The 13,037-nt window shown below is 70.6% G+C and carries 12 protein-coding genes; 7 read left to right on the top strand and 5 right to left on the bottom strand.

The window, feature by feature from the left end:
- The first annotated feature begins 334 nt into the window (after nucleotides 1–334).
- Nucleotides 335–2,212 (top strand): 5-oxoprolinase subunit B/C family protein, encoded by a 1,878-nt coding sequence (locus tag DZG09_RS00925; protein ID WP_119695868.1) that lies wholly within the window; start codon nucleotides 335–337, stop codon nucleotides 2,210–2,212.
- A 53-nt stretch (nucleotides 2,213–2,265) separates the two neighbouring features.
- A complete protein-coding gene (locus DZG09_RS00920) occupies nucleotides 2,266–2,484 on the top strand; it encodes a helix-hairpin-helix domain-containing protein (protein WP_119695867.1) in 219 nt (72 codons plus the stop codon).
- A 13-nt stretch (nucleotides 2,485–2,497) separates the two neighbouring features.
- On the opposite strand, the gene DZG09_RS00915 is transcribed toward DZG09_RS00920, so the two are convergent.
- From DZG09_RS00915 to purD, 4 genes are all read right to left on the bottom strand, one after another.
- Nucleotides 2,498–3,379 carry a phosphoribosylaminoimidazolesuccinocarboxamide synthase gene (locus tag DZG09_RS00915; RefSeq protein ID WP_119697304.1) on the bottom strand — a complete coding sequence of 294 codons (882 nt, stop codon included), beginning with the start codon at nucleotides 3,377–3,379 and terminating at the stop codon, nucleotides 2,498–2,500.
- 247 nt (nucleotides 3,380–3,626) lie between these two features.
- The gene (locus DZG09_RS00910) at nucleotides 3,627–4,187 is read right to left on the bottom strand and encodes a hypothetical protein (protein ID WP_119695866.1); all 561 of its coding nucleotides are present in this window, start codon (nucleotides 4,185–4,187) and stop codon (nucleotides 3,627–3,629) included.
- A 110-nt stretch (nucleotides 4,188–4,297) separates the two neighbouring features.
- Complete coding sequence (locus DZG09_RS00905; protein ID WP_162893080.1) at nucleotides 4,298–4,666, bottom strand: hypothetical protein; 369 nt, start codon at nucleotides 4,664–4,666, stop codon at nucleotides 4,298–4,300.
- A 117-nt stretch (nucleotides 4,667–4,783) separates the two neighbouring features.
- Nucleotides 4,784–6,049, bottom strand: coding sequence for a phosphoribosylamine--glycine ligase (purD, locus tag DZG09_RS00900; protein WP_119695864.1), 1,266 nt, complete (start codon nucleotides 6,047–6,049; stop codon nucleotides 4,784–4,786).
- Nucleotides 6,050–6,383: 334 nt separating this feature from the next.
- On the opposite strand from purD, the gene DZG09_RS00895 reads away from it, so the two are divergent.
- From DZG09_RS00895 to DZG09_RS00885, 3 genes are all read left to right on the top strand, one after another.
- Nucleotides 6,384–8,648, top strand: a complete 2,265-nt coding sequence (locus DZG09_RS00895) for a molybdopterin-dependent oxidoreductase (protein ID WP_119695863.1) — start codon at nucleotides 6,384–6,386, stop codon at nucleotides 8,646–8,648.
- 114 nt (nucleotides 8,649–8,762) lie between these two features.
- Nucleotides 8,763–9,116, top strand: a complete 354-nt coding sequence (locus tag DZG09_RS00890; protein WP_119695862.1) for a sterol carrier family protein — start codon at nucleotides 8,763–8,765, stop codon at nucleotides 9,114–9,116.
- A 64-nt stretch (nucleotides 9,117–9,180) separates the two neighbouring features.
- Nucleotides 9,181–9,513: a potassium transporter Trk gene (locus DZG09_RS00885; RefSeq protein ID WP_119695861.1), complete on the top strand. Its 333-nt coding sequence runs from the start codon at nucleotides 9,181–9,183 to the stop codon at nucleotides 9,511–9,513.
- 135 nt (nucleotides 9,514–9,648) lie between these two features.
- On the opposite strand, the gene DZG09_RS00880 is transcribed toward DZG09_RS00885, so the two are convergent.
- A complete protein-coding gene (locus DZG09_RS00880; RefSeq protein WP_119695860.1) occupies nucleotides 9,649–10,227 on the bottom strand; it encodes a zinc-binding alcohol dehydrogenase in 579 nt (192 codons plus the stop codon).
- A 113-nt stretch (nucleotides 10,228–10,340) separates the two neighbouring features.
- On the opposite strand from DZG09_RS00880, the gene purM reads away from it, so the two are divergent.
- Together purM and purF are read left to right on the top strand one after the other, a co-directional pair.
- A complete protein-coding gene (gene purM / locus DZG09_RS00875; RefSeq protein ID WP_119695859.1) occupies nucleotides 10,341–11,480 on the top strand; it encodes a phosphoribosylformylglycinamidine cyclo-ligase in 1,140 nt (379 codons plus the stop codon).
- A gap of 7 nt (nucleotides 11,481–11,487) precedes the next feature.
- Nucleotides 11,488–12,969 carry an amidophosphoribosyltransferase gene (gene purF, locus DZG09_RS00870; RefSeq protein ID WP_119695858.1) on the top strand — a complete coding sequence of 494 codons (1,482 nt, stop codon included), beginning with the start codon at nucleotides 11,488–11,490 and terminating at the stop codon, nucleotides 12,967–12,969.
- Nucleotides 12,970–13,037 lie beyond the last annotated feature (68 nt).

Raw genomic sequence — 13,037 nt, 5'->3', positions numbered from 1 at the left:
GGTGCCGGATGAGTGGCGCGGGGCGCGGGGCGCTATCGGCTCCGAGACACGGCGGAGTTGCTGAGATGCGGCAGAGTCAGGTGGGTTCTTCAGTGTCTCGGGGAGAATGCCGCGGCTGGGGTCGCCTTGGTGAGGGTGGCGGGCGTGGTGCGCGGTCAGCGGCGGCGCAGCGCAAGGCTCCGAGACACGGCGGAACCGCTGAGATGCGGCAGAATCGGGTGCTTTCTGCAGTGACTCGGGGAAGATGCCGCGTCTCGGAGCACTGTGAGCCGAGGGCGACCCGCCGGCGCACGGGGGAGCCGGGCGGTTCACCCACAGCGGGCGATGCGGGGTCATGATGCGGTTCCTGCCCTGTGGTGACGACGCGGTGCTGGTCGAGCTGCCCGACCTCGCCGCGGCGGTCGCGCTCGCACGGTCCCTTGCGGCGCGGCCCGTGCCCGGCATGATCGACGCCGTGCCCGGCGCGCGCACCGTGCTCGTGCAGCTCGCACCGCACGCCGACCGCGACGCGGTGCACGGCGACCTGCTCACCCGCGCCGGATCGACCCACGCACCGGACGACGCGGAGACCGTCGAGGTCGGGGTCCTCTACGACGGCGAGGACCTCGACGAGGTCGCCGAGCTGACCGGCCTCACTCCCGCGGAGGTCGTCGAACGCCACGCCGCGGCCGTCTACGAGGTGGCGTTCACCGGCTTCGCACCGGGGTTCGCGTACCTGTCGGGTCTCGATCCGGCACTGCACGTGCCGCGCCGAGAGACGCCTCGCCAGCGCATTCCGGCAGGGGCTGTCGCGATCGCCGGCGAGTTCTCCGGCGTCTACCCGCGTTCGAGCCCCGGCGGATGGCGCCTGCTGGGCCGCACTCCCGACGCGATGTGGGACATCGACCGCACCCCGCCCGCGCTGCTCCGCCCCGGTATGCGCGTGCGCTTCCTGCCGCTGGCTCCGGATGACGGGGGCGAGATCCCAGTGCGCGGTGATCGTGCCGCCGCAGCTGACGCGGGTCACAGCGGTGACGGCGCCGTCGTGTCGGGGTCCGAGACTGACGTCCACGATGCCGAAGCTGCTCCGGATGAGGCAGGAGACGCGAGCACACCGGATCGAGTTCAAGGCACGACTTCCCCGCGGCGGACACAGGCCGACGCGCGACTCGGAGCGCCGGCGGCTCGGCGGATCGATGGGATCGCACCGGATGCACGCGCCGGGCGCGAGAGACGGCGGGGATCGACGCCGTGTCCGGACGGGAGCACCCGCGCGGACCACGAGCACGCCGCGTCAGGCGCTGGGGCGGCGCCAGCGGGGAGTCCCGGGGGCGAAGCGCCGGAACCGTCCCGCGCCCCTGCCGTCGAAATCGTCTCCGTCGGGCCGCACGCGCTGATCGAGGACCTCGGGCGCCCGGGACACGCGGACCTCGGGGTCGCCCCGTCTGGCGCGATGGATCGCGGCGCGCTCCGCCGAGCGAACGGGTTCGTCGGCGATCCCACCGACGCCGCCGTGATCGAGACGGCGCTCGGCGGCCTGCGTCTTCTCGCCCATGGGCACCTCACGCTCGCGGTTGCCGGGGCGCCAGTGCCGCTGACGATCATCCGGAGCGACGAGGAACGCGCGGCGACGTTCGACGCCCCGTTCGCGCTGTCGGACGGAGAAGAACTTGTCGTCGGCGCGGCTGAGCGCGGCGTCTACTCGTACGTCGCCGTCCGCGGCGGGCTCGAAGCGGATGTGGTTCTCGGCAGCTCTTCACGCGACGTGCTTGCAGGCCTCGGACCCGAACCGCTTGCCGCGGGGAGCATCCTGCCCGTCGGTTCGCGGATCGCCGGCGCCGTCGATCCGTGGGCCGCCCCTGCTGTTCCGCTGGCGACATCCGGCGACGACGTCTGGCTCGACGTCGTTCCCGGCCCGCGCGAGGACTGGTTCTCAGCAGCCGCTCTCGCCGCGTTCTGCGATCAGGACTGGCTCGTCTCCGCTCGCTCGAACCGCGTCGGGCTGCGGCTCGAGGGCGAGCAGCGGCTCGAACGGGTGCGTGAGGGCGAGCTGCCCAGCGAGGGCACCGTCACGGGTGCGCTGCAGGTACCGCCCGACGGCCAGCCGATCCTGTTCACCGCTGACCGACCGCTCACGGGCGGCTACCCGGTCGTCGGCGTCGTCACTCGCGCGCACCTCGGTCGGGCGGCGCAGGCACCACCGGGCGCCCGCATCCGGTTCCGGTTCGTCTGAACCGGCGCGGTGTCGGATGCCCGTGGCACGCTGGCTCACAGAGAGGAGCGGCGATGAGCACACCAGATGTACGGCCGGTGGGCGACCTCCCGAACGAGATGGGCAAGACTGCGCCAAGGGAGCTGCAGTCCGCCGGCATCGACTCGCTGTCGAAGGTCAGCGAGCACACGGAGAAGGAGCTGCTCGCCATTCACGGCGTCGGGCCGAAAGCGGTTCGCATCCTGGCTGCGGCGCTGGCCGAACGGGGCATGTCGTTCCGGGGCGGAGACTGACCCGCGACGACGCCTATGCCGTCATCGTCTCCAGCAGCTCGCGGTAGCGGGCGACGGTGCGGTCGACGATTTCGACGGGAAGCTGCGGAGGAGTGCCCTGCTTGTTCCAGTTGTCGGCGAGCCAGTTGCGCACGATCTGCTTGTCGAAGCTCGCCATCCGCTCAGTCGGCGTCGTGCCGGTCTCCCACGCGGTGCGATCCCAGTAGCGCGAGGAATCGCTGGTGAGCACCTCGTCCGCCAGGCGCATCACCCCGTCTTCGTCGAGGCCGAACTCGAACTTCGTGTCGGCGAGGATCAGTCCCTTGGCCTCGGCGGTCGCCGCGGCGCGGGAGTAGATCGCCAGTGACTGGTCGCGCAGCTGGGCCGCGCGCGCGGCGCCGATGAGCTCGACCGTGCGCTCGTACGAGATGTTCTCGTCGTGCTCGCCGAGCGGCGCCTTGTAGGCGGGCGTGTAGATCGGCTCGGGCAGCCGGTCGCCGTCGTGCAGGCCGGCGGGCAGCGCGATGTCGCACACCGTGCCGCGCTCGGAGTACTCCAGCCACCCGGAACCCGTGAGGTAGCCGCGCACGACCGCTTCGATCGGCAGCATGTCGAGGCTGCGCACCACCATTGCGCGGCCGGTGACCTCGGCCGGCGGTTCCTCACCTGTGAGGTGGTTCGGTACGGCGGGTCCGCCGTCTGCACCCGCGAGCTGATCGAACCACCACATGCTCAGCTCGGTGAGCAGCGTGCCCTTGCCGGTGATCGCAGGCTCCAGCACGAAGTCGAACGCGCTCACCCGATCCGAGGCGACGACGAGCATCTTCTCGTTGGTGCCGTCAGCCGGGCGGTACAGATTGCGCACCTTGCCAGAGTAGAAGTGCGTCCAGCCGGGGATCTGTGGGGCGTCGCTCATGCCCTCATTATCGCGGCACGGATCCGGTGCGCCGAATGCGCCTTCCGGATGGCGGTGGTCGGGTCGGGCGCGGCGGGCGCCGATGCGGGCGTGGCGCATCGCGGTTCCGTGCGAGAGGCGGAGCGGTTTCGCACACCGGAGTGGCCCGGATGCAGGCAATGGCGCAGTTCGGCAGACCGGAAGGGGAAGGGGCAGAGCGAGCAAGCAGCCCCGTCGGGATGGCGCCCAGGCAACGGCACCGCCGGTGTCAGTGCACGGTCGCGCTGCCGGTGTAGCCGGCGCCGGGGACGGAGCGGAATCCGAACGCCTCGGCGAGGCGCGAACGGCCGCCGTCGCGATCCAGCTTTCGCTCGATGCGCTGCACGCTGGCGCGGGTCGGGAAGACGTACAGCCCGAGCAGTACGAGAGAGACCGCGCCGCCGATCAGGTACGGAATCATGCTGGGCGTTTCAGCGATGAACACGGCAGCCAGACCGACGAGCGCTGGAACCTCGGCGAACGCAAGCCGGATGAAGAAGCTGCTCCGGAAGCCGGCCACGCCCCTCGCGGTGGCCGTCTCGGCTGGCGTGGCCTGCGGGATCGCAGGTACGTTGTGCCCCACGGTTGCGATGGCACCCGCCGCCGCGACGCCCACGACGACCGGGAGGGCGAGCCCCGCAGCGCCGGGCAGTTCGAACCAGCTGCCGCTCGGCACGATGAACGAGACTACGAGCCCGAACAGCACGACGGCTGTCGTCAAAGCGCCGGCGATCATGCGAAGCGCGGCCAGCTGGCCCTGATGCGGTGAGGTCGGTGAGTTCGCGCTCATGTCTCCGATTGTGGCGAATGCGGCCGGAGCAGGCAACTGGCAGAACTCCCCATCATCCGCCCGCGTGCGCCGTCGATCGTCCGGCGTCGGACGACGCGGACCGGCGGGCTTCAGGAGTGCACGAATCGGATCAGCGCGAACCGGTCGGCCTTGACAGTTGCGAACCGGAACGCGTGCGCGAACTGCACCTGCCCATCCGGACGCTGCCACGAGCCCCAGGTCGCGCCCTCCCTGCCGTGCGTGAGGGCTGCCTCTACGGCACCTCCGGTGAGCTCGTCCCGGATGTCGCGGAGCCGGTCGAGAACGTCGGAGCCGGTCGTCGCGTCGAGTGCTCCCCGCGAGGCGACCTCGAGCCGCGTCTCGTCGGTGAGCATCGCGGCGACCTCGTCCCACTCGCCGAGCGCGAGCGAATGCTCCCACCGCGCGAGCCGCAGGTTCTTCGGAGAGTTGCCGCAGTCTTCCACGCCGGTGAATTCCATGGCCGTCAGCGTACGCCGGATCTCCATCCGGCGGCGCTGCGCGGCCTTCGCCGCGATATCGGTGCGGAAGCGACCGCGTTCGAGCACGAGGCGGCTGATCGCGTCGTGGGTGCGGTGCTATGCGGCCTTCGCCGCGATGTCGGTGCGGAACTGACCGCCCTCGAGCCCGATGCGCTCCATCGCCTCGTACGCGCGGGCGCGGGCCTGGGCGATGTCGGCGCCGCGGGCGACCACGTTCAGCACTCGGCCGCCGGTGGCGGTCAGCGCGCCGTCGCGCTCGGCCGTCGCCGCGTGCGCGATATGCACTCCCTCGACAGCCTCGGCATCGGCGAGGCCGGTGATCTCGCGCCCCTTCACGGGCGCCTCCGGGTAGCCCTCACTGGCCAGCACGACCGTGACGGCGACCTCGTCGGAGAACGTCGGCGCCGGCTGGTCCTCGAGCGTGCCGTTGGCAGCGGCGAGCAGCAGCTGCGACAGCGGCGTCTCAAGGCGCGGCAGCACGATCTGGGTCTCGGGGTCGCCGAAGCGCGCGTTGAACTCGATGACCTTCACGCCGTCGTCGGTGATGATCAGGCCCGCGTACAGCAGGCCGATGAAGGGCGTGCCCTCCGCGTCGAGCTGCCGGATGACCGGCATCGCGATCGTGTTCGTCACCTCGTCGACGAACGCGGCCTCGTCGCCGAAGCTGTCGGCGAGCCATGGCAGCGGCGAGTAGGCGCCCATGCCGCCGGTGTTGGGGCCCTCGTCGCCGTCGAGCGCACGCTTGAAGTCCTGCGCGGGGCTGAGCGCGCGCACCGTGTCGCCGTCGCTGAGGAAGAACAGCGACACCTCCGGGCCGGAGAGGAACTCTTCGATCAGCACGGGGCCGCCTGGCAGGTACTCCTCGGCGTGCGCGAGGGCGGCCGCGCGGTCCTCGGTCACGATGACGCCCTTGCCTGCGGCGAGCCCGTCGGCCTTGACCACGTAGGGCGCGCCGAACTCATCGAGCGCCGCGGCGACCTCATCGGCGCTCGCCGCACGGGCCGCGCGGCCCGTGGGCACGTTCGCCTCGTCCATGATGCGCTTGGCGAAGCCCTTCGAACCCTCGAGCTGCGCGGCAGCCTTCCCAGGACCGAACACCGGGATGCCGCGTTCGCGCAGCTCATCGGCGACGCCCGCGACCAGCGGCGCCTCGGGCCCGATGACCACGAGGCCGATGCCGTTCTCATTCGCGAACGAGGACACGGCCGCACCGTCGAGCATGTCGACGTCGACGATCGTCGCGTCGCGCGCGATGCCGGCGTTGCCGGAAGCGGCGAACACCTCGTGGCCTGCGCCTTCGCCTGCGAGGGCAAGGATGATGGCGTGCTCGCGTGCACCGGAGCCGAGAACCAGGATCTTCACGCCTCCCAGGGTACTTCCCGCCACGGGCACCTAACACTCCTGAGCGCAACGCAGGAGAATCGGCGGGTCAGCGACTCGGTTCCTGCGGAATGCCGTGGGTCGGCTGCGGTCAGCATCCGGATCGACTGCGTTGTGTTCGGGGCGTTGCGGTGCCAGCTGGCCGTAGCGTCGGCGACGTGTCGGGCATCCCGTCTCGGCACCGAGCACAACGCAGGAGGGGCAGCGGGACAGGTAGCCGAGAGGGGCGAGAAGCCGCGCCTCGGAGAATCCGTGCACGCGGATCGACTGCGTTGTGTCAGGACGCCCGGATGCCCGTCCGTGCGAAAATCGCTGTATGGCAGACGTCGGCGTGATCCACAGCTCCCACTGGGGCGCGTTCCGCGCGCGCGTCGAGGACGGCAGGTTCGTCGAGGCCGTGCCCTTCGAAGCAGACGGGCTCCCGGCCGATCTGCTGGAGAACATGCCGGGCGCCGTGCACGCGGACAACCGCGTGCTGCGGCCGGCGGTCCGGCGCGGCTGGCTCGAGGGCCGCTCCCGAGACGAGGCTCCGCGCGGCGACGACGAGTTCGTCGAGGTCGACTGGAACACCGCGACAGACCTGGTCGCCCGCGAGATCGCCCGCGTGCACGACGAGCACGGCCCGGCGTCGGTGTACGGCGGCAGCTACGGCTGGTCGAGCGCCGGGCGCTTCCACCACGCGCAGAGCCAGCTGAAGCGCCTGCTCGCAGCGAGCGGCGGGTACACGGGATCGACCGGAACGTACAGCCACGGCGCTTCGAGCGTGATCCTGCCGCGGGTGATCGGCTATGACGCCAACGTCGCCGATTCGCACACCTGGGACGAGATCGCCGAGAACACCGAGACCTGGCTGATGCTCGGCGGCGTGCCGACGCGCAGCATGAAGGTCGAGTCGGGCGGCATGGGCGCCCACCGCGGCGTCCCCGGCTTCGAGAAGGTGCTCCGCTCCGGCGTGCGTGCGATCAGCGTCAACCCGATCAGAGGCGAATCCCCCGGCGGCGACGCAGTCGAGTGGCTGCCGATCCGGCCGGGAACCGATACCGCTCTCCTCATCGGCCTCGCGCACACACTGCTCGACGAAGAGCGCGCCGACCGTGCCTTCCTCGACGCCCACACCGTCGGCTTCGACCGGTTCGCCGCATACCTGCGCGGCGAGACAGACGGGGAAGAGAAGACCGCCGATTGGGCGAGCGCGATCACCGGCGTGCCGGCCGATGACATTCGGGCACTTGCGCGTGATCTCGCCGGAACGCGCACGCTCATCACCGCGACCTGGTCGCTGCAGCGCGCGGAGCACGGCGAGCAGCCGCACTGGATGACGGTCGTCCTCGCCTCGATGCTCGGTCGTCTCGGGCGCCCCGGCGAGGGCTTCGGCATCGGATTCGGGTCGGAGGACGGCGTCGGGTCGACGCGCCAGCCCTTCGCCGTGCCGCAGGCGCCGAAGCTGCGCAATCCGCTCGCCGGGAAGGAGATCCCGGTCGCCCGCATCGTCGACGCACTGGAGAACCCCGGTGCCGAATACGACTTCAACGGCGAGCGGCGCACCTATCCGGACATCCGCCTCATCTACTGGGCGGGCGGCAACCCCTTCCACCATCATCAGGACCTGACGCGCATGCAGGCCGCGTGGCAGCGGCCCGACACCGTGATCGTGCAGGAGCCGTGGTGGACGTCGACGGCGAAGCGCGCTGACATCGTGCTTCCCGCGACGACCTCACTCGAGCGCGACGACATCGGTGCGAAGTCGAACGACACCTGGATCCTCGCGATGAAGCGAGCCATCGACCCGGTCGGCGAGGCGCTCGACGATCGGGATATCCTGCACCGGATCGCGTCGAGGCTCGGGTGCGCTGACGTGTTCGACGAGGGTGCGACGCTGCGGAGCGTATACGAGACGTCGCGCGCCGACGCCGATGCGCACGGCATCGAGCTTCCCGACTTCGACGCGTTCTGGGAGCAGGGGTACGCACGCGTTCCCGTTCGCCCGCCGCGCAGCCTGATGCGCGAGTTCGTCGAGGGCGCGCCGCTGCCCACGCCGAGCGGGAGGATCGAGATCTTCTCCGAGACCATCGACTCGTTCGGCTACGACGACTGCATCGGGCATCCGGCCTGGTTCGACAAGCACGAGGACGTCGCAGGCGCCGCATACCCGCTGCACCTGATCTCGCACCAGCCGTCGACGCGGCTGCACTCCCAGATGGACGTCGGTGCGCTCAGCCGTGCCGCGAAGGTCGCCGGGCGCGAAGCGTGTCGCATGAACCCGGATGACGCTGCCGCGCGCGGCATCGCCGACGGCGATGTCATCCGGCTGTTCAACGATCGCGGCGCCTGTCTGGCGGGCGTCGTCGTCACCGCTGATGTGATGCCTGGCGTCGTCGCGCTGCCGACCGGCGCATGGCTCGACCTCGACGGAGATTCGGGGTTGGAGCGGCACGGCAACCCGAACGTGCTCACCGCCGACCGCGGCACTTCGAAGCTCGCACAGGGCCCCACAGCGCAGACCGCGCGCGTCGAGGTCGAGCGCTACGCCGCCGAACCCCCGCGCGTCGAGGCGTTCGACCTGCCGCGGCTGTCCTCCTGACCGCCGAGCGTGTCACGTGCCGCTGAGCGTGCCACTTGTTCGCGACAACAACTCGGCACGCTCGGATACGAGGTGCACGCTCACGCGCCGCGTGACTGAGGAAAGGGGCATCGGATGGTGCGGAAGATCCAGATGGGGGAGGGGCGCGCGGGAGTCGACGCCGTGCGCGGCGGCGGAGCAGGCAGAGCGGAGACCGCGACGGCGGTTCGCTATCTGCTGCAGCTGCTCGAGGAGCGCGCGCCGGGCAAGAGCGTCGAGGTGAGGGTGCCGCCGTTCGGCGCCGTGCAGGTGGTGCAGGGCCCGCAGCACACCAGAGGCACCCCGCCCAACGTCATCGAGACCGACGCCGAGACCTGGGTCGCGCTCGCCACGGGCGAGCTCGGCTGGGACGAGGCCGTCGCATCCGGCGCCGTCAGCGTTTCGGGCACCAGGGCCGACCTGTCCCCCCTCCTCCCGCTTCGCCCCTGACCAGCGGTGCCCACGGCAGCATCCGGTCGTCGATCTCCCAGCCGCACGGTGCTTCAATGGGGATATGGATTCCCCCACGCCCGAGTCGCGTTCTGACGAATCCGTCGTCCGCGCGCGGCGGGCTCCCAGGTACGGCGTCTTCGCCGCGCTCGGGGCGATGGCGGGCATCGTCGCCGCGCTCGTCCTCACGACGGTCTTCAACGGCACGGATGAGCCCAGTCGCTACACCGAGGTCGAGTACTCGACCAGCCAGGTGTTCGGGTTCGTGCTGCTCTGGTGCGTGCCGGCCGGGATCGCCCTCGGCATGCTCGTCGCGCTCGTCCTCGACCGCACGATCGGTCGCAGGACCCAGCAGATCAGGGCCGTGCACGAGGTCACGGAGGATCCGGAGGACTGAACTCCGGATGACCGGACCGTCCCGCGAGCGACGAAGACGGACCTCCACGTGAGAGCGGCTGCCTGACCGTCCTGCCCGGCACGATGTCCGCACCGCCAGGCAGGCGACGTCGCCGACCGGAGCGCGACCGAGCCCTCAGAACACGTCGGCGACGACGGGCCGGATGGCGGCGCCGAATGCGACGACGTCTCCTCGCAGCCCGTCGGAGACGGCGATCGTGAGTCGGCCGATCCACCACGCGCCCCGCTGGGCGAACGGGAGGATCTGCACCCGCAGCAGGAACGGACTCGCCGCACGGCCCCTGCGCTGCTCCTCGGCCTGCACCGCGTTGGTCCAGGTCAGGTCGGTCGCCTGATCCGCCGCTTGCAGCCGTCGCTGGGTGCGTTCGACGAACGCGAGCACGTCCGCGGCGAGCGGTGCGGACGCACGGCGCAGCACCTCCGCCGTGCGGGGCAGCGCGATGAGCGTGCCGAAGCCGTCGACCAGGTCGAGCGGCACGTCGGCGGGATGCGCCTCCGGCTCCACCGTCATCTGCCAGAACTGGTGCCACTGCGCTTCGAGCTCCTCGCCCGCGGGTTCCATCGACGTCGGCGCCTCACGCAGCGGCGGCAGCTCGGGTGGAACCCGAATGCCCAGAGCGGAACGCAGATAGAGCGCGGCGAGCACCGCGGAGTCCGTCCCCTCGTCGACCCGCCAGGAGCCTGCCGTGTGCATGTCTCTACTCTATGCGCGCGCTGTTCGAGCGCGGCGTCAGGCGCGAGAACGACGACCGGACGGCGTCCCAGCGGTGGTGCGGCGCTGCGGTGGTGGTGACGTAAGCTGTTCTGGTGGAACCCGAGCCCACCAGCCAGCGCACCAGCGCCAGTAGTTCGACGTACTCGGCGGCCGGCGTCGACACCGCGGCGGGCGACCTCGCGGTCGAGCTGATGAAGTCGTCGGTGAAGGCGACCCACGGACCAGAGGTCATGGGCGGAGTCGGCGGTTTCGCCGGCCTGCACGACGCGAGCTTCCTGCTGGACTACCGGCGTCCGCTGCTGGCGACGAGCACCGACGGCGTCGGCACGAAGGTCGCGATCGCACAGGCGATCGACAAGCACGACACAATCGGCCAGGATCTGGTCGGCATGGTCGTCGACGACATCGCCGTGGTGGGCGCGAAGCCGCTCTTCATGACCGACTACATCGCCTGCGGCAAGGTCGTCCCGAACCGCATCGCCGACATCGTGCGCGGCATCGCCGACGCATGCTCGGCGACGGGCACCGCACTCGTCGGCGGCGAGACCGCGGAGCACCCCGGCCTGCTGGGCGTCGACGACTACGACGTCGCCGGAGCGGCGACCGGAGTCGTCGAGGCGGACGGCGTGCTCGGCGCCGAGCTGGTGCGCGACGGCGACGTCGTGCTGGCGCTCGGCTCATCCGGTCTGCACTCCAACGGCTACTCGCTGGTGCGGCACATCCTCTCCGGTGCCGGCCTCGGCTACGGCGACCGCTCCGAGGATCTCGGCGCCACATGGGGTGAGGCGCTGCTCGAGCCCACGCGCCTGTACACCGCTCCGCTGCTGCGACTCGTCGAGAGGCTGCCAGGCGGCGTGCACTCGCTCAGCCACGTGACCGGCGGCGGCATCGCGGCGAACCTCGCGCGTGTGCTGCCCGTCGGCAGCTGGAGCGAGATCGACCGCTCGACATGGAGCCCTTCCCCCGTGTTCCGCGTGCTGAACGACATCGCGGGCACGTCGCTGGAGTCGAGCGAGGGCACCTGGAACCTCGGCATCGGATTCCTCGCGGTCGTGTCACCGGATGTCGCGGGCGAGGCGATCGCGACGCTCGCGGAAGACGGCATCCCGGCCTGGCAGGTCGGAACGGTCGGCACGGGCTCACGCCCATCCGGAGACTTCGAATCCGGCGCCAAGGGCGTCGACGGCGGCGCGGTCCGCCTCATCGGCACATATCGAGACGGAGCGAAATAACCACCCCATGTGCGGCATCGTCGGAATGGTCGGAAGCGGTCCGGTCAACCAGGGGATCTACGACTCCCTCCTCCTTCTGCAGCATCGCGGTCAGGACGCGACGGGCATCGCCACGGTGGAACCGAGCGGCGTCATGCACATGCACAAAGCGGGCGGCATGGTGCGCGAGGCGTTCCGCACCCGCGATATGCGCTCGCTGCTCGGAAACGTCGGGCTCGGCCACGTGCGCTACGCGACCAAGGGCACCGCGTCGAGCGAGGAAGAGGCCCAGCCCTTCTACGTGAACGCGCCATACGGCATCACGCTGATCCACAACGGCAACCTCACCAATACGCGCGAGCTCACCGGTGACATGGCCAAGCGCGACAGGCGCCACCTGAACTCGTCGTCCGACACCGAGCTGCTCGTGAACGTGCTCGCCAACGAGCTCCAGTCCACCCGCTCGAGCGTCGACCTCGAGCCGGATCGCGTCTTCGACGCCGTGGCACGCGTGCACGAGCGCGTCGAGGGCGCCTATGCCGCGATCGCGCTGATCGCCGGCTACGGCCTGCTCGCCTTCCGTGACCCGTTCGGCGTGCGCCCCCTGATCCTCGGGCACCGGACGAGCAGGGACGGCACCGACGAGTGGGTGGTCGCGAGCGAATCGCTCGTGCTCGAGAACGCCGACTACGACGTCGTCCGCGACGTCGAACCGGGCGAGGCCGTGTTCATCGCGGGCGACGGCACCCTGCACACGCGGCAGTGCGCCGCAGACCCGCGGCTGCGCCCGTGCTCGTTCGAGTACGTCTACCTCGCGCGCCCCGACTCGGTGATGAACGGCATCTCCGTCTACGAGTCGCGGCTCCGGATGGGGGAGAAGCTCGCCAGGACGATCGCCAAGCACACGCGGGAGGGCTCGATCGACGTGGTCATGCCGATCCCGGATTCGGCGCGGCCCTCGGCGATGGAGGTCGCGCGCGTGCTCGGTATCGAGTACCGCGAGGGCTTCTACAAGAACCGCTACGTCGGCCGCACCTTCATCATGCCCGGCCAGGCCGTGCGCAAGAAGAGCGTGCGTCAGAAGCTCAACGCGATGTCGAGCGAGTTCCAGGGCAAGAACGTGCTGCTGATCGATGACTCGATCGTGCGCGGCACGACGAGCCGTCAGATCATCGAGATGGCACGCGCGGCCGGCGCCAAGAGCGTGACGTTCGCCTCCGCAGCGCCCCCCGTGCGCTACCCGCACGTGTACGGCATCAACATGCCCTCCCGCCACGAGCTCATCGCCCATGGCCGCACGATCCCCGAGATCGCCGAGGAGCTCGGCTGCGACCGCCTGGTGTACCAAGAGGTCGAGGACCTCCGCGACGCCATCCTCGAGGGGTGCAAGTCCGACGAGGAGCGCGCCCGCTTCGACGACATGGACCTGAGCTGCTTCAACGGCGAGTACGTCACCGAGACGGTGACGCAGGAGTACCTCGCCTGGGTAGAAGCCTCCCAGGAGTCCTGACCCGCGGGCCCCGAGCGCGCACCTGGCGGCGTTGTCGTCAGGCGGGGCACATTCGGTGCCCCTTCCTC

It is taken from the genome of Microbacterium halotolerans (assembly GCF_003569805.1).
GTDB classification, from domain to species: domain Bacteria; phylum Actinomycetota; class Actinomycetes; order Actinomycetales; family Microbacteriaceae; genus Microbacterium; species Microbacterium halotolerans.
Note: the sequence above shows the minus strand (reverse complement) of the source record. Positions and strands in the feature narration are given on the sequence as shown.

Excerpts from the sequence above, each read along its gene's own strand:
- DZG09_RS00925 (WP_119695868.1), top strand. The coding sequence starts at position 335 with ATGATGCGGTTCCTGCCCTGTGGTGACGACGCGGTGCTGGTCGAGCTG.
- DZG09_RS00920 (WP_119695867.1), top strand. The coding sequence starts at position 2,266 with ATGAGCACACCAGATGTACGGCCGGTGGGCGACCTCCCGAACGAGATG.
- DZG09_RS00915 (WP_119697304.1), bottom strand. The coding sequence starts at position 3,379 with ATGAGCGACGCCCCACAGATCCCCGGCTGGACGCACTTCTACTCTGGC.
- DZG09_RS00910 (WP_119695866.1), bottom strand. The coding sequence starts at position 4,187 with ATGAGCGCGAACTCACCGACCTCACCGCATCAGGGCCAGCTGGCCGCG.
- DZG09_RS00905 (WP_162893080.1), bottom strand. The coding sequence starts at position 4,666 with ATGGAATTCACCGGCGTGGAAGACTGCGGCAACTCTCCGAAGAACCTG.
- DZG09_RS00895 (WP_119695863.1), top strand. The coding sequence starts at position 6,384 with ATGGCAGACGTCGGCGTGATCCACAGCTCCCACTGGGGCGCGTTCCGC.
- DZG09_RS00890 (WP_119695862.1), top strand. The coding sequence starts at position 8,763 with ATGGTGCGGAAGATCCAGATGGGGGAGGGGCGCGCGGGAGTCGACGCC.
- DZG09_RS00885 (WP_119695861.1), top strand. The coding sequence starts at position 9,181 with ATGGATTCCCCCACGCCCGAGTCGCGTTCTGACGAATCCGTCGTCCGC.
- DZG09_RS00880 (WP_119695860.1), bottom strand. The coding sequence starts at position 10,227 with ATGCACACGGCAGGCTCCTGGCGGGTCGACGAGGGGACGGACTCCGCG.
- purF (WP_119695858.1), top strand. The coding sequence starts at position 11,488 with ATGTGCGGCATCGTCGGAATGGTCGGAAGCGGTCCGGTCAACCAGGGG.